16 protein-coding genes are annotated in these 19,998 nt (G+C 61.4%); 4 read left to right on the forward strand and 12 right to left on the reverse strand.

Annotated features, from left to right (window positions below; translation table 11 throughout):
• Window positions 1-6: 6 nt before the first annotated feature.
• Together HYI44_RS15265 and HYI44_RS15270 are read right to left on the reverse strand one after the other, a co-directional pair.
• Window positions 7-975: a bifunctional MaoC family dehydratase N-terminal/OB-fold nucleic acid binding domain-containing protein gene (locus tag HYI44_RS15265; protein ID WP_122839922.1), complete on the reverse strand. Its 969-nt coding sequence runs from the start codon at window positions 973-975 to the stop codon at window positions 7-9.
• A gap of 56 nt (window positions 976-1,031) precedes the next feature.
• Window positions 1,032-1,817, reverse strand: a complete 786-nt coding sequence (locus HYI44_RS15270; protein WP_225569770.1) for an SDR family oxidoreductase — start codon at window positions 1,815-1,817, stop codon at window positions 1,032-1,034.
• Window positions 1,818-1,957: 140 nt separating this feature from the next.
• Between HYI44_RS15270 and HYI44_RS15275 the strand changes: the two genes are divergently transcribed.
• Entirely contained in the window at window positions 1,958-2,743 is a 786-nt protein-coding gene (locus tag HYI44_RS15275) for an enoyl-CoA hydratase (protein WP_045058554.1), read from the forward strand.
• 167 nt (window positions 2,744-2,910) lie between these two features.
• On the opposite strand, the gene HYI44_RS15280 is transcribed toward HYI44_RS15275, so the two are convergent.
• The 4 genes from HYI44_RS15280 to HYI44_RS15295 form a co-directional block, all read right to left on the reverse strand.
• Window positions 2,911-4,623 carry an FAD-binding protein gene (locus tag HYI44_RS15280; RefSeq protein WP_225569771.1) on the reverse strand — a complete coding sequence of 571 codons (1,713 nt, stop codon included), beginning with the start codon at window positions 4,621-4,623 and terminating at the stop codon, window positions 2,911-2,913.
• On the reverse strand, window positions 4,623-6,341 hold the full coding sequence (locus HYI44_RS15285; RefSeq protein WP_225569772.1) for an FAD-binding protein: 1,719 nt from the start codon (window positions 6,339-6,341) through the stop codon (window positions 4,623-4,625). Before HYI44_RS15285 ends, HYI44_RS15280 begins: the two co-directional genes overlap by 1 nt.
• 240 nt (window positions 6,342-6,581) lie before the next feature.
• The gene (locus tag HYI44_RS15290) at window positions 6,582-8,162 is read right to left on the reverse strand and encodes an amidase (protein ID WP_225569773.1); all 1,581 of its coding nucleotides are present in this window, start codon (window positions 8,160-8,162) and stop codon (window positions 6,582-6,584) included.
• Between the two features lie 29 nt (window positions 8,163-8,191).
• Window positions 8,192-9,628, reverse strand: coding sequence for a coniferyl aldehyde dehydrogenase (locus tag HYI44_RS15295; protein ID WP_225569774.1), 1,437 nt, complete (start codon window positions 9,626-9,628; stop codon window positions 8,192-8,194).
• Window positions 9,629-9,824: 196 nt separating this feature from the next.
• On the opposite strand from HYI44_RS15295, the gene HYI44_RS15300 reads away from it, so the two are divergent.
• Together HYI44_RS15300 and HYI44_RS15305 are read left to right on the forward strand one after the other, a co-directional pair.
• Window positions 9,825-10,808: a flavin reductase family protein gene (locus HYI44_RS15300; RefSeq protein ID WP_122839804.1), complete on the forward strand. Its 984-nt coding sequence runs from the start codon at window positions 9,825-9,827 to the stop codon at window positions 10,806-10,808.
• 17 nt (window positions 10,809-10,825) lie between these two features.
• Complete coding sequence (locus tag HYI44_RS15305; RefSeq protein ID WP_225569889.1) at window positions 10,826-12,133, forward strand: spinster family MFS transporter; 1,308 nt, start codon at window positions 10,826-10,828, stop codon at window positions 12,131-12,133.
• Here HYI44_RS15305 and HYI44_RS15310 read toward each other — a convergent pair.
• The 4 genes from HYI44_RS15310 to HYI44_RS15325 form a co-directional block, all read right to left on the reverse strand.
• On the reverse strand, window positions 12,104-12,694 hold the full coding sequence (locus tag HYI44_RS15310; protein ID WP_122839803.1) for an isochorismatase family protein: 591 nt from the start codon (window positions 12,692-12,694) through the stop codon (window positions 12,104-12,106). The genes HYI44_RS15305 and HYI44_RS15310 overlap by 30 nt on opposite strands.
• A gap of 15 nt (window positions 12,695-12,709) precedes the next feature.
• Window positions 12,710-13,000, reverse strand: coding sequence for a hypothetical protein (locus HYI44_RS15315; RefSeq protein WP_225569775.1), 291 nt, complete (start codon window positions 12,998-13,000; stop codon window positions 12,710-12,712).
• 146 nt (window positions 13,001-13,146) lie between these two features.
• Window positions 13,147-15,048 carry a potassium transporter Kup gene (locus HYI44_RS15320; protein WP_122839802.1) on the reverse strand — a complete coding sequence of 634 codons (1,902 nt, stop codon included), beginning with the start codon at window positions 15,046-15,048 and terminating at the stop codon, window positions 13,147-13,149.
• A gap of 294 nt (window positions 15,049-15,342) precedes the next feature.
• Window positions 15,343-16,683 carry an MFS transporter gene (locus tag HYI44_RS15325; protein ID WP_122839801.1) on the reverse strand — a complete coding sequence of 447 codons (1,341 nt, stop codon included), beginning with the start codon at window positions 16,681-16,683 and terminating at the stop codon, window positions 15,343-15,345.
• A 338-nt stretch (window positions 16,684-17,021) separates the two neighbouring features.
• On the opposite strand from HYI44_RS15325, the gene HYI44_RS15330 reads away from it, so the two are divergent.
• Window positions 17,022-17,924, forward strand: coding sequence for a LysR family transcriptional regulator (locus tag HYI44_RS15330; protein WP_122839800.1), 903 nt, complete (start codon window positions 17,022-17,024; stop codon window positions 17,922-17,924).
• A 37-nt stretch (window positions 17,925-17,961) separates the two neighbouring features.
• Here HYI44_RS15330 and HYI44_RS15335 read toward each other — a convergent pair whose 3' ends face one another.
• Complete coding sequence (locus HYI44_RS15335) at window positions 17,962-19,329, reverse strand: ATP-binding protein (protein ID WP_225569777.1); 1,368 nt, start codon at window positions 19,327-19,329, stop codon at window positions 17,962-17,964.
• Complete coding sequence (locus HYI44_RS15340) at window positions 19,326-19,988, reverse strand: response regulator (protein ID WP_225569778.1); 663 nt, start codon at window positions 19,986-19,988, stop codon at window positions 19,326-19,328. The genes HYI44_RS15335 and HYI44_RS15340 overlap by 4 nt, the downstream gene beginning before the upstream one ends.
• Between the last annotated feature and the right edge of the window lie 10 nt (window positions 19,989-19,998).

Below are 19,998 nucleotides of genomic sequence, written 5' to 3' on the forward strand. Positions count from 1 at the left end.
TGGCTCCTATGCCTCTACCGGCCGGAATAACGGCAGGGTCTGTTGGTCATCGAAGGACTGGAACTCGACCTGCAAACGCTGGCCGATCTGCAGTTGCTCGCGCTCGATGCCGACCAGCCCGGCGATCAGGCGCACACCCTCTTCGAGTTCTATCAGGCCGATCGGGTTGGGGTAATCGAACGGAGGCACTTCGGGGTAGTGCATCACCACGAATGAATACAAGCTGGCGCGACCACTGGCCTGCAGGGTGTCCCAGTCGAAGCTGTGACACTGGATGCAAACGGGTGCCGGTGGATGGCGCAGGGTCTGGCAGGCCGTGCAGCGCTGGATCAACAACTGCCCCTTCTCGCAGCCTTCCCAGAAAAACCGCGTGTCGTCGCTGATTCCTGGCAACGGACGCTTGGCCTTGACCGGTGCCGCTTCCACCTTGGCTGGAGCCTGGGCGTTTGCCGCACGGAACTTGAATACGCGAAACAGCAACTCGCCCACCGGCTCGTCGCCGCCGGCTTTTTCCACGAAGTGGCTCATTATCAGAGTGACGAAGAAGCCGGTGCCCAAGGCGGTGGTTTTCTCATCGCCAACTGAATCCAGGCGCGTGGTGTAGTAGAGTTTTTCGCCCAGACGCAGCGGGCGAGTGAAGCTCAGCTCGGAGTTCACCGCCACCGTGGAGGCATAGCCGTAGGCTTCCATTTCCTTGAGCACCTCGTAAGGGTTCTCAGTGGTGGAACCAGGCGGATAGTTGTTGGCGTGCAGGCCTTCCATGGTCCATACCTGCAACATCGCAGGCGGCGCGATCAGGCCCTCATGTTCGGTACCCAAGGCGAAGCCCGGGTCGGTGTACAGCGGGTTGTCCACGCCCATGACTTCGCACCACTGGCGAATCATCGGGGCATTGACCTCGTCCCAGGCATACACCCGGCCGTACTGGCGCCCCACCAGGGCGCGCACATTGGATAGCAGTTGTGGATCAGCCAAAGTCGTCTCCTTCACATTGAAGGCGGCTACCGAACCCGGTCGCCGCATTAGGTCGATCAGGTGGGCAGAACTTGCGCAGCACCGAGAAACGCCGGGCGTTCACCACCGCCATGCAGCAACAGGTTGCAACCGCTGGCGTAACTGGCCAGCGGTGATGCGATGTAGAGGCATGCGTTGGCAATGTCCTCGGCCACCGCCATGCGTGCAGCCGGGATTCCGGCAGAGACAGCATCGATACCGGCCTGCGTGCCGTAGTGCAGATGCGCCTGCTCGGTCAGCACCAGCCCCGGGCTGACTGTAACCACCCGCACCTTGGGGCCCCACTCCACCGCCAACGATTGCACCAACGCCAGCACGCCGGCCTTAGCCGCGCCATAAGCGGCCGTACCTGGCGAGGAACGCAGCGCACTGATGCTGCCGATAAAAATGATGCAACCACCCTGCACCTGTGCCTGCATCAGGCGATTGGCGTGCTGGGCGACGTTGAGCGGCGCGATGAGATTCAGCCCGATGATGCTTTCATGAAATCTGGGCGAGGCCGTGGCGGCGTCGGCGGCAGGACTGCCGCCGGCGTTGTTGACCACCACATCGAGGCGTCCGAAATCTCGCTCGATGGTGGCGAACAGTCGTTGCAGGGAATCCTGGTCACGTACATCGACGGCAATGAAGGTCGCGTGCTTGCCTCCCGATGTCGGCACCTGCTCAGGTTCGCGCCGGGCACAGACAATCACCCGTGCGTTCGCGGCCAGAAATCCCAGCGCGATACCAGCGCCGATGCCCTTGGTGCCACCGGTGATCAGCACCACCTTGCCGCTGTAATCAAGACCCGAATGCAGCTCCATCATGTGCTCCTTTTCTACTGACAAGAGCCACTCTAGGGACGAACCGCAGGCCAAACTACGTCTGAACGGACGATGAAAATTCAGCGCCGTGAACAGGACACTGGCGCCATTGACACCCTCTCAGGTCTTCGAGAATGCCCATGTCCGACTCATCTGCTGCACCGGTTCTGCTCGAACGCCCGCTGCCCGGCGTCGCCCTGCTGCGGCTCAACCGCCCCCAGGCGACCAACGCCTTGAGCCTGGAATTGCAGGCGCTGCTGTCGCGCTATTTCAGCCAGCTGGCAATTGATCCCGAGGTGCGGTGCATCGTCCTTACGGGCGGTGACAAGGTGTTCGCTGCCGGTGGCGACATCACCAGCATGGCCGGGGTCGGCCCTATCGATATCTACAAGCGCCACACCGAGCGGGTCTGGGGGCCGATCCAGCACTGTCCAAAACCCGTGATTGCGGCCGTCTGCGGCTACGCCTACGGCGGTGGTTGCGAACTGGCGATGCACGCCGACCTGATCGTCGCCGGGCGCAGCGCGCGCTTCTGCCAACCGGAAATCCGTATCGGCATCATGCCGGGCATCGGTGGCACCCAACGGCTGGTGCGGGCGGTAGGCAAGGTCAAGGCGATGCGCATGGCACTCACCGGGCAACCGATCAGTGCCGAGGAAGCCTGGGTGGCCGGGCTGGTCAGCGACCTGGTGGACGATGACCAGGTCCAGGCCCATGCCCTGGAGCTGGCTCGAGTCATTGCGGCAATGCCGGCGTTGGCCGCCGAGCAGATCAAGGAGGTGATCCTCGCCGGCATGGACGCCCCGCTGGAAGCCGGCCTGGCGCTGGAGCGCAAGGCCAATGCCCTGCTGTTTGCGTCACGGGATCAGAAGGAAGGCATGCAGGCATTTATCGACAAGCGTCCGGCCCGGTTCGAGGGGTACTAGACGCTCGTCTGCCGGGCTCATTTCTGCAGCGCTTGCGATCCCCCGTAGGAGCTGCCGCAGGCTGCGATCTTTTGATCTTTCATTCGGCCCAAGCAATCCGATCCAGCGCCCGGTTCTCTGTCAGCTCGAAGATTAAAAAATCAAAAGATCGCAGCCTGCGGCAGCTCCTACAGAGTGAGCCCTGGGGTCTCCTGTGCGTGGGTGGTTCGCGGTTGCTGGCTGTGTGCACGGGCGACGGCGGCACCGGCTCGCCGGCCAGAGAACACGCAGTCCGCCAGGGACAGGCCACTGATGTACAGGTGCGACGGTATGCCCAGGGCGCTGCGTCCGGCGGCGTACAAGCCGCTGATCACCTGGCCTTGCTCGTCCAGCACCGCGCCGCTGCGCTCATCCACGCGCAATCCACCCAGGGTCAGGGCGCCCAAGGGAAATACCGGATTGGTGACGGAGATATCGCAGGCATAGAACGGCCCTTGTTCAAGCACCTGGCGCCCACCCTCGGACTTGCCGAAAGGCTCCGGCGCCTCGCCACGGGCGGCGGCGTTGGCGGCCAGCACAGAGTCGCGCAGCACGGTGGGGTTCATGGACGTCGCACTGGCCAGCTCAGTCAGGCTCTTGCCCTTGCGCACCTTGAACAACATCAGGGCCAGCGCCGGAAAACTCTGGAACCACCAGTAGCCGCCGAACAGTGCTTCGCGGATGGCTTTCTTGCGCAACGGCGCATCCAGCACCAGCCATGCCTTGCCCCCCTGCTCTTCCATCAAGGGCTGGCCGAGGGTGGCGCCGTAGACTTCTTCGTTGCAGAAGCGCAGCCCCTCGCGGTTGACCACGATGCCTTTGTGCCAACTGTACGGCGGGTTGATGAAGCGCCACGCCGATACCCGCTCAAGCCCAGCCCCCTGACCACCGACACTGGCACCCAGGCGCAAGCCGCTGCCATCGCAGCCGGTGGCGCCGACCTTGAAATTGCGCCGGAACTTCGGCGCGTGCTGTTCGAGCAACTGGCGGTTGAAGATGAAGCCACCAGTGCTCAGGATCACCCCGTGGAGCGCTCGCACCCGGCGAGGCTTGGCGAAATCCCGTTCCAGTTGGCAGACCTTCTTGCGCAGTGTGTTGCAATAGCCAGGGACGAAGTTCTGCAGACGTTCGGCGCGGGCGGACAGTCGGGCATGCAAGTGGGCGTGCTTGCTGCCTTTGGGCATGCACCAAAACTCGGCACCCAGTACCTGCCCCTGGGCATCGGTCACCAGTCGTCGCGCCGCCGCCTGCAACAGCGTTCTCGCTCCGGCCTTCAGGCACGCTGCTTTCAGGTGGGAAAAAAGTACCGCCCCGCCCTGCCCCTTGCCCACGGTGCGATGCCCTCGTGGTGCAGGCGGCAAGGGGCCGCCGTGGTCAGGCACCAATTCGTTACCCGAGTAATAGAGGAAGTAGCCGTCGGGGGGATACGAAGTCTTTCCCCCGCCCGGTGGCATCTGGTGGGCGTAGGGCGCGCCGTGGCTTTCCAGCCACTGGAGGTTGCTCACGCTGTCGGCGCAGAAGCGCCGCAGTGTGTCATCGCTGACTACGGAACGGGTTTCGTGCTTGAGGTAGTCGAACATGGCTTGGGGGCTGTCGTTGAACCCCGCCGCCTGTTGATGGCGCGTGCCGCCACCGGCATAGACCACCCCGCCGCTTTTGGCGCTGGCACCGCCGCCGGTGAAGCGGTCGGCGATCAGCACGTCGGCACCCTCGGCCCGAGCTTCAAGCGCCGCGCAGGCACCGGCAGCACCCCAGCCAACGACCAGTACATCGCATTGTTCGTCCCAGGTTACGCTGTTGCCATCGGCCACCTGCAAGGGTGGCATTACCTCGGTGCTGGGGACGTTATCGGACATTGACATCACGCCTCCGGCAACTGACGGGCCAAGTGGTTGGCGGCGACATAACCAAAGGTCATCGCCGGCCCCAGGGTGCCACCGGCTCCAGGGTAGCTGGTGCCCATCACCGAGGCAGAGCAGTTGCCAATGGCGTACAAGCCGGCGATGGTCGAACCGTCATCGCGCACCACCTGGGCATGTTCGTTGGTCAACAGACCGCCCTTGGTGCCGATGTCACCGGCGTCCAGGCGCATGGCGTAGTAAGGGCCTTTACGCAGCGGCGCCAGGCAAGGGTTGGGCTTGATGTTGCAGTCGCCGTAATAGCGGTCGAAGACATTGCCGCCACGGGCAAAGTCGATGTCCACACCGCTTTCTGCGTAGCCGTTGACCTTCGCCACGGTGGCTTCCAGGCCAGCACCGTCGACGCCGATCTGCCGGGCCAGGCCGCTCAGGGTGTCGGCTTTCCAGTACAGGTTGTTGAGCCACTCTTTGCGCAGTCGGCTATCGGGCATGACCTGACCAGGCATCAATGGCCCCATGGCGTAGTTGAAACGGAAGTGCGCGTCGAAGATCACCCAGGCCGGCACCGATCTCCCGTCGGTACTCTGGTTGTCCCGATGCATGGCGTCGACGAACTCCAGATACGGTGCCGCTTCGTTGACAAAGCGCTGCCCCAGACCGTTGACCACGATAGCGCCGGGGAACGCACGCTCAGCGAAGATCCCCCGGGGCTTGTCCTCTCCCGGCACGGCAATGGTCGGTGCCCACCAGGCCCAATCCATCAACGCGGTGGCGGCGCCTTGCGCCATGCCGGCTTCGAGGGCGGCCCCGGTGTTGTTGCCAGGCGGTGTCGCGCTCCAGGCCTTGCGGGTCGGCTTGGGCAAGTACTTGTCGCGCAGCGCCTGATTCTGTTCAAAGCCACCCGAGCCAAGGATCACCCCCAGGCGCGCCTGCAATTGCAGCTCGGCACCGTCACGCATCACCGTGACACCGCTGACCCGACCGTTTTCGGTGACCAGGCCACAGAAATCGGTGTTGAGCCAAAGCGGAACATTGCGGTCCATCAGCGAGCGGCGCAGGGAGGCCACCAGCGAACTTCCCAGGGATGCACGGCGATCCATCTTGCTTTTGCGTCGCCATTTGAAGTCCAGCTTGTAGCGCAGCATCAGCTTCATGATCAGCAAGCGCCAGCCGAAACTACGGGCCATGGCTTTGTGTGCATCGCGCGCAGTCCAGGCGATGCGCCCCATCAGCAGGGTTGAAGGCGACGGTTTGCGCAGGTTCGCGAGTTCTTCGCCCAACAGGCTGGTATCGAAAAACTCCGGGTCCAGTGTTCGTCCACCGGCCAGTGCCCCGGGCAGGTGTGGATAGTAATCAGGGTATTTCGCCGCCACCGCGTAGCGCACCCGGCTTATACGGGTGAGCTGTTCAATCATCTTCGGCGCGTTGTCCAGGTATGCGCGCAAGCGCGTTTCATCGACATGCTCGCCCGCCGCCGCTTGCAGATAGGTCAGGGCCGTTGCGTAGCTGTCATTGCCGTTCATGCGTGCGAAATAGTGGTTGTTCGGAATCCAGATACCGCCGCCGGAGATCGCCGACGTGCCGCCGTACTGGTCGCTTTTCTCCAATACCAGCACACGCATACCCTGGTCGGCGAGAAACACCGCCGAAGTCATCGCACCTGCGCCCGAACCGACGACGATCACGTCATAGTGGGTCTGAGACTGAACTTGAGCCGTCATTGTTGTTATGCCATTAGCTGAGGTCAGGAAGAAACCGCCGACCACGCAGGGTGCGCTGGCGGAGTGCAGCCCATGATCAGGGCTGCGGGGGGATTGGCTCATCGTCAAATTGGACTAGGGTTGCCTGTGGATGCGAGTCAGCTCGCGTTAGCGGTGGATCAGTCAACAGGATGTTGAACTTCAGCGCCCATCGCCAGCAGACTGGCCCCCACAAAGGTGCGGAACTGCAAGGGTGTGGCGCTAAAAGGTGGCACGCCTGGCGACCCACGGATGGGCTTGTTCCAGCTGGCTGGACAGGCGCAGCAGCACGTCTTCGCCACCCAGGCGCGCAGTGAACATCATCCCCACCGGCAGGCCGTCGTCACTCTGGCCAAGCGGCAGAGAGATCGCCGGCTGGCCGCTTACGTTGGCGAGTACCGTGAAGCCGGCGCTGCCCATAGCGTTGTGGGCGTAACTGTCCCAGGGCTGGTTCAGGGACAGCAGCCCGAGCTTCGGTGTCAGGCTGCCGGTGACCGGCGACAGGATCACGTCGTAGCGTTCGAAATGGTGTTCCATGGTCGCGCCGATGCTCTCGAACGATTGCCGGGCGCGGTACAGATCCTCGCCACTGGTACCCTTGGAACGTTCCAGATTCACCAGGGTGATTTTCTCCAAGTCCTGCGCCGTGGCAGCGCGTCCGAGCACCTGCTCACGGTCGTGGATCAAGGTTCGCACGGCCGTCCCGATCACCATGCCATGGGCGCCGAACAATTGGCGGGGATCAACCCCCAGTTCCAACTCGTCGATCTCATGCCCCAGCGCCAGCAGCTGCTTGATGGTCTGTTCCAGGGTCGCGGCAATCGCCGGTTCAAGCGGCGCGCCGGTCAACGATTGGCGCACGACAGCCACGCGCAACTTGCCCGGTTCGCGTTGCAACTCGTCTACGTAGGGTCGGACCAAGGGCGGGCACCAATACGCACTGCCGGCCTCATGGCCCTGGCCGACATCAAGGAACAGTGCGGTATCGCGCACCGTGCGTGAGACGACGTTGGCCACACTGGCGCCAAACCAGCCCTCGAAATGCAGCGGTCCGCTGGGGGTTCGATACCGGCTGGGCTTGAGTCCGACCAGGCCACAGTACGAAGCAGGAATGCGGATCGAACCACCGCCATCGGTCGCATGGGCCACGGGCACGATCCCCGCCGCCACCGCTGACGCCGCGCCTCCGGAGGAACCGCCGGCGCTCATGGCCAGGTTCCAGGGGTTACGGGTCTGACCCCAGGCCAGGGATTCGGTGGTGGTGGTCAAGCCGAACTCAGGGCACGTGGTCTTGCCGAATGGCACCGCACCGGCCTGCTCATAACGGGAGATCAGGGCACTGGTGCGGCTGGCCGGTGGCGAGTCCTTGAACATCCGGCAACCGTTGCTGGTGATGGTGCCCTGCAAGGAAGTGTTGAGGTCCTTGAGCAGCAGCGGCACTCCGGCCAGGGCGCCGCGATTTTCAGTGCCCGCCGCGCGACGCTGGGCCAGCAAGGTGCGAGCGTAACCTTCATGCAGCATGTTCACTGCATTGACCTTGGGGTTGGCTTCGTTGTAGCGAGCCAGCGCCGCCGCCATCAGGTCCTCGGCACTCAGTTCGCCGCTGCGGATCGCCTGGCTCATCGCCCAGGCGTCCATGGCCTGGTAGTCGCTGGCCGAAATTCCCGCCGCGCGGGCGCTTGCATAGCGCCCCAGAAGCCCGACGCCAACAGCCACGGCACCGGCCTTGAGTACGCTGCGACGGGGCCAGCCAGCTTCAGCGGCTGTCGAAGGATTGAGTGGTGAGTGTTCGTGATTAGCCATGATAGTGATTACGTCCTGATTGATCATTATTAGTCGGATGTAACACCGGCCAGCATGGCCGCCAGGTAGTGTTCACCGTGGGGCGGCAACAGGCCCCACTCGCGGCGCGGGTCGAGGGCCGAAGCCTTGAACACCGTGCGCATGTGACTGAACTCAAGAAATCCTTCGCGACCATGGTAATGGCCCATGCCCGACGCGCCGACACCGCCAAATGGCGCATCGTGCAGGGCGGCGTGCATCATCACGTCGTTGAGGGTGACCCCGCCTGACAGGGTGTGTTCCAGTACATGGCGCTGCTCCTGCGCATCCTCGCCGAAGTAGTAAAGCGCCAGCGGACGTGGCCCTGCATTGATTTGCGCGATGACCTGATCGAGGTCGTCATACCCCAGCACGACCATGGCCGGACCAAAGATTTCCTCTTGCATGATCAAGCTCTCCGGGGCCGGATCAACCACCACCCGCAGCGGGCGACGGCGGTCCTGGGTGTCCACGGCCAGGGGTTCGGACAGGCATTCGACGCGCGCACCGCGTGCCTGCGCGTCCTCGACCAGGCCCTCGACCCGCTGCAGATGTCGCTGATTGACCACTGCTACCACATCCGGGTTGCCCGCTACGGTCGGGTTGAGATCGCGATATGCGCTGCGCAGGGCATCCAGGAAGGATTCGAGGCGGGCCTTGGGTACATATACCAGGTCGGGGTTGATGCAGATCTGTCCGCCATTACTGGCCTTACCTGCGGCGATGCTGAAAGCCGCCTTGTTCAAGTCGGCGCTGGCAGAGACGATTACTGGCGACTTGCCACCCAGTTCCAGGGTCACCGGCACCAGGTTTTTCGCAGCATTGCCCATCACCTGCCGGCCAATCGCCGTGCTGCCGGTGAACACCAGGTGGTCGAAGGGCTGGCTGCTGAAGGCCTCGCCCAGCTCCGGCCCGCCGTTGACCACCGCAACGACCAACGGGTCGAGGTGTTCCGCGCACAGATCCGCCAACAGTCGAGCGGTGCGTGGCACCACCTCCGAAGGCTTCAGGATCGCCCGATTGCCGGCCGCCAGAGCCGATGCCAACGGGCTGAGCAAGGTATACAGCGGGGCATTCCAGGTACCAAGGATGCCTACCGTGCCCTTGGGTTGGTACATGACCCAGGCGGTCGCGCCGAGCTGGTCATAAGGACTGAACATCTGGCGGGGTTCGTCCGGCATCCAGTCCTGAAGATGATCGCGGGCATGTTTAAGCGAGGCCAGGGCGCCCAGCACATCATTCATCAATGAAAAACCGGCAGGCCGCCCGCCGAAATCCTGGTCGATGGCCTGAGTCAATGCGGCGTGGTTGTGGACCAGCAGGTCGATGACTTGCTGCAGGCGCTGGCGGCGGGTTTCGACGCTGACACTCCCGGCACTGGCGAAGGCGCTCTTCTGTCGCGCCAGCAGGTTTGAAAGGTCTTCGACGCAAGACGTGGCTGAACTCATTGTTATCCCCTTGCAGGTCGGCTCATTGGCCGTCAAGCGCCCGATGCGCCTGGCGCCACCCTAGCCTTGCGGACATCTGCGCCGCCTCGTCCAATCGGACGAGCCCCCGTAATAGTGTTAGTCCGTTGAGACGATGTTGGGGACGTGCAAACGCCCAATACTGGCCATACGAAAACTCCACTCCATGAGGCCAGTCATGGCAATGCAAAACATCAGCTTTGATCCCCAGGCATTCCGTGCCGCGCTCGGCACGTTCACCACCGGGGTCACGATCATCACCACCCAGACCGAAGACGGCTCTCCGGTGGGCATCACCGCCAACAGTTTCAACTCGGTGTCGCTTAACCCGCCGTTGGTACTCTGGAGCCTCTCCAAGCAGGCACGCAGTCTGCCGGTCTTCAGCAACGGCAAGCATTGGAATGTGCACGTGCTGTCCACGGAGCAGGAGACACTGTCGGGACGTTTTGCCACTCAGGGCGAGGACAAGTTCGCCGAGATCGAACTCGACAATGGCATCAGCGAGGCACCGCTATTGCAAGATTGCACCGCGCGTTTCCAGTGCCGTACGGCGTTCCAGTACGAAGGCGGTGACCATGTGATCTTTGTCGGTGAGGTACTCGCCTTCGATCACAGCGACCGCGCGCCGCTGGCGTTCCAAAGCGGCCAGTACGCCCTGGCCACGCGTAAGCCACGCAGCGAACTGCGACTGGCGACCACCCCGCCGCCGCCAGAGTGCAGCTATACCGAGGACTTGCTCGGTTACCTGTTAGGACGTGGGCACTATCAAGTGCTGAACGTCTTGCGCCAGCTATTGAACAGTCAGCAGCTGGACGAACAGACGTTTTTTGTCCTTTCCATTTTGTGCATCCGCGACAACCTGACCCTTGAGGAAATCAACACCTTTGTGAACTACACCGGCCGCGAAGTCACGCTGGCCAGCATGCGTTTTCTCGAACGCCAGCGCCTGGTGGCGTTCGAGGGCTCGGCAGAGTCGCTACGGTTTGTCCTCACAGCCCAGGGTCGCGAAGTTTCGCTGCATCAGCTGGCTTTGGCCAAGGCCGTCGAAGAAGACCTTGCCGTCAAGCTCGGCGCGGCCGACGCTCAAGCTTTGAAGGTGTTGCTCAAGCGCCTGATCGTCGTGAGTGACCCCGGCCTGCCGGATCTGTGGGCACCACGTTGACTGCCCGCGCAGGTTTGTTGTCACCGGCCAGGGTCGGCTGGGGCCGCCACGGCTTGCTTTTGTTGCTGGCGATGGTATTTGCCGACAATTTCGTCGGCCGACAAATACTGGCGGTCATGGTCGAACCGATCAAATCCGAGTTTGCCGTCAGCGACACCGCCATCGGGTTGATCTCGGGATTGGCGTTCGCGGCAGTCTATGCACTCATGGGACTGCCAGCAGGTCGCCTGGTGGACCGCATGCCACGTGTACGGCTGCTGGCAATCTCCTGTTTGCTCTGGGCGGTGGCGACCATGGCTTGTGGCCTGGCCGGCAGTTTCCTTGCGCTGGCCTTTGCGCGCATGCTGGTTGCAGTCAGCGAGTCGCCGACAACTTCAGCCTCGCTGTCGTTGATCGCAGACCTGTACCCACCACAACGGCGTTCATTTGCCATCAGTTGCTTTACCGCAGCACCGACCTTCTCCTCGATCATCGGGTTGAGCATTGGTGCCTGGGTGGTGGAGCACTACGGCTGGCGCAGTGCATTCATTGCCCTGGGGGTGCCGGCGTTGGCGTTCAGCGCCATCCTGGCGTTTCTCGTACGCGACCCTCAACGTGGTCGTTGGGATGTTACACCGCAGCCCCACACGCCCCCCGCCCTGCTGGGCATGGGCGCTGAAGCACGCAAGCTGTGGGCGCTGCCAGCGTATCGGTGCCTGATCCTCGCAGGTGGGTTGACCACGCTCAGTTCCTACGCCATTGGCATGTGGAACACCAGCTTCCTGGTACGCTCACACGGCCTGTCCCTGCAACACGCCGGATTGCTGGCAGGAGTGATCTGCGGCGTTTCGGCGGGGATCGGTGGCTTGTTCAGTGGCTGGTTGAGTGACCGGCTGTGCCGGCGCAATCCACACTGGCAAGTTTCGATTCCGATTTTCGGCCACCTGGCGGCCATCTGTGCGCTGGTCCCCTATCTGCTCTGGTCCGACTCCCTGCTGGTGCGCCTGGGTGATGTGCCGATTCCAACCGCCATGCTCTGGTGCGCGCTTTACGCATTCTTTGCCGTCTGGTGGGTCGCCCCGTCCTACAACCTTGTCACCCAACTGGTGCCACCCGGTCGACGCGGTAGCGCCATGGCTTTACAAACCATCGTCAGCACGTTGCTCGGCGTCGGTATCGGGCCACTGGCAACCGGCTTGATCAGCGATATGTTGCTTCCGCTGTTTGGACAGGAGTCACTGCGATATGCGCTGCTGTTGGTGAATCTGCCGGTCATTTGCTCGGTGCTATTGCTGATGCGGACCGCGAGCCATGCGTCAAGCACGGGTTATGGCCACGGGGGTTAAGCTGAGCTGTGCGAGCAATTCGTCCGAAGACATGACATCGGCATATTCATCACCCAGTATTGCCAAAGTCAGTGCCTGAACCGTTGTCGCGTCCCAGCACTTCCCATGCGCCCCGACGACAGGCACGGCGGTCGTAGCGTCTGAGGGGAGGATGATCCTGTAGCCAAGGGCTTTCCCCGCACGAACGGTGGCGTCGATACTGTTATGAACCACCACCCCCGTCAGCACTAAGCGCTTCACTCGCATCCTCGTCAGCACGGCATCCAGTTCGGTACCAATGAACGCGCAGTTTTCCTGTTTGGTGATGACCGGTTCTCCCTGGATCGGGGCAACTTCTTTCTTGATGCCATTCCACGGGCCATGCACGTAATAGCTGGACGCAGGCGCCTGTTCATCGTGCTTCACGTGCAAAACGGGCCAACCGTTCGATCGCCATAGGCCAAGCAGGCGCTGGATCACTGCCAAGTACCCAGGATTGTTTTTTCCATCCCAGTTTGGGCGATCGATCGCGTCCTGAACGTCAAGGATGACAAGGGGGATCAGGCTGATTTCATCCTTCATGTGATGTCAGTCCCTTCAAGTGGAGCGCGAGTCGGCTGCCGGCCACCGCACCGCCTTGGATTGCTGGTCAATATACGTGCACCACTGCTCGGAGCTTCGATCAGGGACGTCTGCCCTGCCCCGCACCCCCAGCTTGAATTCGATCACGGATTTCCATTCCTCAGAGCCTATATCCGGCCCGTGCCCTTGCGCATCGGCGGTCAGCAGTTTCTTGTCGATCGCCTGGTACCATGCCTCAGAGCACGGCGATTGCGCCTGGACAAAACCTGCGGCGCCAACAAACAACAATGCCAGATACTTGCTCATGTGCAGTCCTTTTTGATCTCGCCAGGTACCCAGTTTTCACCAGATCGCGCCAAAAGTGTAAACCTGGATACCTGTGGACGCACGTCACCTTGCGCCTGTCTCTAAACGGTTGCGCGGCTCACTCCACCAGAAGGCCTTGCTCGTCCTCACATCTCCACCTGAGTCCCCAGTTCGATCACCCTGTTGAGGGGCAATTTGAAGTACTTCAGATTGCTATTGGCGTTCTTCAGCAGAAACGCGAACAGGCCCTCTCGCCAGCGCGCCATACCCATGCGCTTGGTTGGGACGACCGTCTCACGACTGAGGAAATAGGTCGTGCGCATCGGGCTGAAATCCAGCTCATTCAAATGACAAAGACTCAAGGCCGTAGGCACGTCGGGCTCCTCCATGAAACCGAAGTGGAGGCTGACCCGGAAGAACCCGTCGCCATAGGCTTCAACTTCAAACCGCCGATCTGCACTCACTCGAGGACTGTCCTCGGACACCACGGTGAGCAATACCACTTGCTCGTGCAGTACCTGGTTATGCAGCAGATTGTGCAAGAGTGCATGGGGAACCGCATCGGCCCTGGCCGTCAGGAAAACCGCAGTCCCCTGCACACGATGTGGCGGCTGTGAACGGATACTGCTGATGAACAGCGGCAACGGCAGTGCGGTCTCATCCAGCCGCTCGACAATGATTTTTCGCCCGCGCTTCCAAGTCGTCATCAAGATAAACAGACCAATACCGGCGATCACCGGGAACGCGCCGCCCTGGAAAATCTTGGGCGCGTTGGCCGCGAAGTACAGGCTGTCGACCAGCAAAAACCCGATCAGCATGGGTATCGCCAGCCACCGAGGCGTTTTCCAAAGGAGCAGCACGACAGCCGAGGACAAGAGGGTGGTGATCAACATGGTGCCCGTCACCGCGACCCCATACGCAGCGGCCAAGGCACTGGACGACTCGAAACCGATTACCAGTAATACGACACCGACCATCAACGCCCAGTTAACCGTGCCGATGTAAATCTGCCCCTGCTCCTGGCTGGAGGTGTGCTGGATAAACATGCGAGGGACGTAACCTAGCTGGATAGCCTGGCGCGTCAGGGAGAAAGCGCCGGAGATCACGGCTTGCGACGCGATGATGGTTGCCAGGGTGGAGAGCGCGACCATCGGCAGCAGCGCCCAGCTCGGCGCGAGCAGATAGAACGGATTGCGCACCGCCTCCGGGTTCTCCAGGATCAGGGCACCCTGGCCAAAATAATTGAGCACCAGCCCCGGCAACACCAGAATGAACCAGGCGCGGGAAATCGGTTTGCGACCAAAGTGGCCCATGTCGGCATACAGCGCCTCAGCACCGGTCAATGCCAACACGACGGCGCCCAAAATCGCCACACCCATTCCCGGATGAACCACGAAGAACTGCACTGCCCAAACAGGGTTGAGCGCCTGCAACACTTCGGGGCGCTGCAAAATACCGTGGACTCCGAGCGCGCCCAATACCACAAACCACAACACCATGACCGGGCCAAACAGGATCCCGATGCGGGCGGTACCGTGCTTTTGTATCAGGAACAGCGCCACCAGCACGACCACTGACAGGGGCACCACCCAATGTTCTATGCCATCAAACGCCAGCTGTAGCCCTTCAACCGCCGACAGCACCGAAATCGCCGGGGTAATCATGCTGTCCCCGTAAAAAAGTGCCGCCCCGAACAGGCCGAGCAGCACCAGTACCTTGCTCATGTGGGGATAAGGGCTGGCCGCGCGGCGGGCCAAAGCCGTCAATGCCATGATGCCGCCTTCGCCCTGGTTGTTGGCACGCAGGATGAACAGCACGTATTTGATCGAGACGACCCAGATCAGTGACCAAAAGATCAACGACAGGATCCCCAGCACGCCGTCGTGGTTTACCTGAACGCCATAGTGGCCGGAAAACACTTCTTTAAGCGTGTAGAGGGGGCTGGTGCCAATGTCGCCATAAACCACGCCGACAGCGGCGACGAGCATGCCCACTCCTGACGTTTTGGATGGGGAATGTTCGTTTGCAACGGTCACTGTCTCACTCAAGGGGCGCTTCTCTCAATCATCGGGGAGTACTGCACGCCTTCCTTGCGCAATGCCTCTGTTCCAGGCCTATCGAAAAGAAAGGCATGGGGCGATTAAAAAATCGCCGCCAGTATCGTGTCCGGCAAAAACGCTGACTGTAAAAAAAACGTAAAAAAATTTCGTCAGCCACCGCGTTTGCAGCGTCACCCGAATGATCGAAGGCGGACAGCATTTCTTCCTGACTGGCGTTGCGCACCCATGGCGCGTCGCTTGGCCAGGTGCGGTAAGGGCGCCCGTCCCTGGGGCCGACCCTGGCTAGTGCGATACGGCTTGCTTGGATGAAGTTGTTCGACGGCTCGCAGAGTTCTGGATCAGGAACACCAGAATAGCCATGGCACCAATCAGGCCGGGGACCGCAAAGATGAGGAAGCTCGCCTGTAACGGCAATGAAGACGCATGCAGTGCACCCCCCAGCAATGGACCGATGATGGCGCCGGTCCGACCGATGCCCATCGCCCAACCCAGCCCTGTAGACCGAATGTGCGCAGGGTAGTACTGCACCGTGCAGGCGTTAGCCAGGATTTGCGTGCCAATGGTGCACGCCCCTGCAATGGCGATGAGTAAATACAGGACGGGTAAAGGTGCTTTCAGCGCCAGCAGGCTCAGGGCGATCGCCCCGCAAGTGAAAAAAGCGAACAACACCTTGGCGATGCCAATCCGGTCTCCCAGCCAGCCTCCGGCCACTGCACCGATGATCGCGCCGCCGTTGAGCGCCAACAGAAACGCCAAGCTGGAATTCAGGCCATAACCGGCGGCAGTCATGAGTTTTGGTAGCCAGGAGCTCAATGCATATACCATCAGCAAGCAACAGAAAAACGCCAGCCACAACATGAAGGTATTCAACTTGCGCCCGTCCTGGAACAGTTGCGCAATGGACACCGTTGTCCCTTTGGCGACCATCTGGTTCAACCGGTCACCGGTGGTGGGTGCATATGACGGCGCAGCTTGTGCCAGCAGTCTTTGGGCCTCGACGGTCTGCCCGGTGCGCAGCAGGAAATCCATCGACTCAGGCAATTGCCGAATCAGAAACGGCAAGGCCAACAGCGGAATCAGCGCGACATAGAACACCGCCTGCCAGCCCCATTGGGGGATCAGCACCATGCCCAGGCTCGCTGATAGCATCCCCCCTAGCGAGTAGCCACTGAACATGATCGCCACCAGGGTGCTGCGGGATTTCTTCGGTGCGTACTCGTTCATCAGCGCGACCACGTTGGGCATGACGCCACCGATCCCCAGGCCCGCGATGAATCGGCACAAGGCGAAGGTCTCGGGGCTGCGGGCCAGGCCGTTGAGGGCTGTGACTGCGCTGAAGATGGCAACACACATCATGATGGTTTTGCGCCGGCCTATGCGATCCGACAATGAACCGAAAAACAATGCTCCCAGCATCATGCCCACCAGCGCGCAACTGCCCAGCGCCCCGGCCTGCAACGAACTCAAGCCCCACTCGGCCATCAGTGAGGGCAACACGACCCCATAGATGACCAGGTCATAACCGTCGAAAATGATGATAAGTGCGCACCAGAACAGCACGCGGGCATGGAAGGCATTAAAACGCGCCCCGTCAATCAGGGCCGAGACATCAATCGTACGCATGGCATCGCTCTTCTTGTCATTGTTATAGAGCCGGAGGATCTGTCGCCCCCCGGAAATCGCGCGGTGTCCAATGGTGGTAAGCAGAGCATTGAGCACTGGACATGGGTTCGATGATGGGCAAACCCGCGCCCGTGATAAATGCAGCCAGGTGAATAGGCATTATTTCGAACGTGAATAAACCTCGGACAAAGCAATAGCCCCTCTGATATCCAATGGACGCGCCCCTCTGGCACTTGTTAGGCTTTGGCCCTTGCAGCGGCCTTTTCAGAGCGGTGCAGACCCCAAGGGTGGGGCAAAGATTTACGGCCCTTATGAGCACGCAATCTGCATGAGACGTTATGGAATTACGTGAACTTGATCTCAATCTGCTGCTGGTGTTCAACCAGTTGCTCATCGACCGCCGGGTATCAACGGCGGCCGATAGCCTTGAGTTGACCCAGCCCGCTGTGAGCAACGCGTTGAAGCGCTTGCGTGTGGCTTTGAACGACGAGCTGTTCGTTCGCACGTATCAGGGAATGGAGCCCACGCCCTACGCCCGGCAGTTGGCGGAGCCGGTGGCCATGGCCATCCAGACCTTGCGCGATGCACTGAGTCGTCAGGACACCTTCGACCCGCTCAACTGCAATCGCCGATTTACCATGGCGATGACCGACATTGGCGAAATCTACTTCATGCCGCGGCTGATGGACGCCCTGGCTGAGCGCGCGCCGGGTTGCTCGATCAGTACCCTGCGCAACACCTCCAATACCCTGGCCGAAGGCTTGCAGAACGGCGCCATTGACCTTGCCGTTGGCTTGCTGCCGCACCTGCAAGCCGGTTTTTTTCAGCAGCGCCTGTTTCACCATCGCTATGTCTGCGTGTGCCGCAAGGACCACCCCGCGACCCGGGAGCCGCTGACGCTTGAGCGTTTCTGCAGTTATGGCCACGTTCGGGTCGTCGCGGCGAACACCGGTCACGGTGAAGTAGATACATTCCTGGCGCGGGCCGGCATCGAGCGCAACATACGCCTGGAGGTTCCGCATTTCGTCGCCGTCGGCCACATACTTCAACGCACCGACTTGATGGCCACAGTGCCTGAACGATTTGCCAGCAGTTGCGAACAACCCTTCGGGCTCGCGGTTCTACCGACGCCAGTGGAACTGCCCAACATCGAAATAAACCTGTTCTGGCATGCGCGCTATAACAAGGATCCCGCCAATCGTTGGCTGCGCCAGCTGATGTTTGAGTTGTTTTCTGATTAGTGGCTGACAATCACCCGGCCGGTTATGGATGGCCGCGTTAAAAACGCAAAATCTCCAACGTAGCGCGCAGCCCCGTGGGCGTGCGGTTTTCCAACCGGACCTGCCCTCCCAGGCGATCGGCAATCGCCTGGACGATGTTCAGCCCCAGACCCGCGCCCTGATCATTGCCGCGGCTGTAGAAGCGTTCGAACAGCCTGTCGCGATCTGCCTCATTGATCCCCGGCCCCTCATCTTCCACAGACAACTGGTAGTGGTCGGCCTGTTTATTCAGCCTGACGGTGATCAACCCGTGTTTTGGGGAAAAGTTGGCGGCGTTAGTCACCAAATTGTTCAAGGCGATGTCGATGGCGGCGGAATCGACCCTGACGGGGCCGATATCGTCGCTGACATCGAAGGCCAGTTCGAGCCCCTTGTTCAACAACCAGGGCGTCAACTGAACCAGGCTGGCGCGCACGGTGGCCGCCAGATCAATGGCCGGTGACGGCGGTATCGCTGATTGCGGTTCAAGGCGCGCCATGGTCAGCAATTGGTTGACCAGTCGGCTGGTACGGTCGACGCCGGCGATCAAATGTTCCAGGGACTCACGGCGATCCTCTTCGCTCCCCGCCTCCATCAGGTTCTGTGCATGGACCCTGAGCACCGCTAACGGCGTACGCATTTCATGGGCCGCATCAGCAATAAAACGCCGCTCGCGCCCCATGACTTCCTGGATCTGCGCGAGCATGCGATTGAGCGCCGCTTGCATCGGTTCCAGTTCGCTGGGCAGCGGGGTCAGTTGCAGCGGCTCCAGCGAGCCGCTGTGCCGAGCCCGCAGCGTGGCCGCCATGTCAGCCAGGGGCTTGAGGCCCCAGCCAATGGCCATCCACACCATCGCTGCCAGAATCAGGCTGCCCAGCACATTAGGCAACAGGGTATGGCGCAGGATCCGGTCCACCAGGTCCGAACGCACATCGTCCCGTTCACCCACCCAGATCCGTAGATCCGTTTGTTTGTCCTCCAGCATGAAGGCGCGCCAGTGGCGGTTGTTCAGGTCCACCACATCACTGAAGCCTGGAGTGACTGGCGGTGTGCCAAAAGACGGCGCACTGGCGGTGTGCACCAGCACCTGGCCCTGACGATTCCAGACCTGAAAGGCAATCTTGCTTTCATAGGGATGGCCATCGACCTTGGGCACCGCCTCGCCCAAGGCCTTATTGAACGCCTGGTACAGTTCGGCGTGTTCCTTGCTGGCCAGCGGCATGCGCATCACGCCCTGCAGCAGCCGGGCGTTCTGCGCGAGCTGGGCGTCGTAGACTTCGGCGATTTCGTGATTGCTGTCGTTCCAGTTGAACACGGTGATCACTGCCAGGCCGGCGAGCATCAGACCGATGATCAGCGTCAGCGTGCGACGCCGGATGGAGGTCATCGACGTTCCTCCACCAGGTAACCGACTCCGCGAATAGTACGGATCAGGTCAGTGGAGAACTTTTTGCGCAGGTGATGAATGTGCACTTCCAGGGTGTTGCTTTCGGCCTCTTCGTTCCAGCCGTAGAGTAACTGCATCAGGTGATCGCGAGTCATGACCCGGCCGGGTGGCGACAGTAGCTCGTGGAGCAACTGATATTCCTTGGGCGTCAGTGCCACCGGTTCACCCTGGTAGCTGACTTGCTGCGTGCCCGGATTGAGGCTGATGCCGGCGTGTTCGATAAGCATCTGCGCGCGCCCGGCGCTGCGCCGCAGCAAGGCCCGCAGACGCGCCTTGAGTTCGGCCAGATCAAAGGGCTTGATCAGGTAATCGTCGGCGCCGGCATCCAGCCCGGCGATACGGTCTTCGGTGGCGTCCCGCGCCGTAAGAATCAACACCGGCAGGTTGGAGCCGCTGTCACGCAGGCGGCGCAGCACTTCCAGCCCGTCCATGCGCGGCAGGCCGAGGTCGAGCACTGCCAGGTCAAAGGATTCGCTGAGCAGTGCATGCAAGGCACTGCTACCGTCCTGCAACCAGTCCACAGTGTACCCTTCGCGGCCGAGGGCCTGATGAATGCCTTCACCCAGCGCCACGTCATCCTCAATCAGTAATAAGCGCACTCGGACTCCT

This window comes from Pseudomonas sp. Y24-6 (genome assembly GCF_020295325.1).
Classification (GTDB): Bacteria; Pseudomonadota; Gammaproteobacteria; order Pseudomonadales; family Pseudomonadaceae; genus Aquipseudomonas; species Aquipseudomonas gregormendelii.

Bases quoted from the DNA above. Each gene is read 5' to 3' on its own strand.
- HYI44_RS15270 (WP_225569770.1), bottom strand. From the start codon at position 1,817: ATGGAGCTGCATTCGGGTCTTGATTACAGCGGCAAGGTGGTGCTGATC.
- HYI44_RS15275 (WP_045058554.1), top strand. From the start codon at position 1,958: ATGTCCGACTCATCTGCTGCACCGGTTCTGCTCGAACGCCCGCTGCCC.
- HYI44_RS15280 (WP_225569771.1), bottom strand. From the start codon at position 4,623: ATGTCAATGTCCGATAACGTCCCCAGCACCGAGGTAATGCCACCCTTG.
- HYI44_RS15285 (WP_225569772.1), bottom strand. From the start codon at position 6,341: ATGACGGCTCAAGTTCAGTCTCAGACCCACTATGACGTGATCGTCGTC.
- HYI44_RS15290 (WP_225569773.1), bottom strand. From the start codon at position 8,162: ATGGCTAATCACGAACACTCACCACTCAATCCTTCGACAGCCGCTGAA.
- HYI44_RS15295 (WP_225569774.1), bottom strand. From the start codon at position 9,628: ATGAGTTCAGCCACGTCTTGCGTCGAAGACCTTTCAAACCTGCTGGCG.
- HYI44_RS15300 (WP_122839804.1), top strand. From the start codon at position 9,825: ATGGCAATGCAAAACATCAGCTTTGATCCCCAGGCATTCCGTGCCGCG.
- HYI44_RS15310 (WP_122839803.1), bottom strand. From the start codon at position 12,694: ATGAAGGATGAAATCAGCCTGATCCCCCTTGTCATCCTTGACGTTCAG.
- HYI44_RS15315 (WP_225569775.1), bottom strand. From the start codon at position 13,000: ATGAGCAAGTATCTGGCATTGTTGTTTGTTGGCGCCGCAGGTTTTGTC.
- HYI44_RS15325 (WP_122839801.1), bottom strand. From the start codon at position 16,683: ATGCGTACGATTGATGTCTCGGCCCTGATTGACGGGGCGCGTTTTAAT.
- HYI44_RS15330 (WP_122839800.1), top strand. From the start codon at position 17,022: ATGGAATTACGTGAACTTGATCTCAATCTGCTGCTGGTGTTCAACCAG.
- HYI44_RS15335 (WP_225569777.1), bottom strand. From the start codon at position 19,329: ATGACCTCCATCCGGCGTCGCACGCTGACGCTGATCATCGGTCTGATG.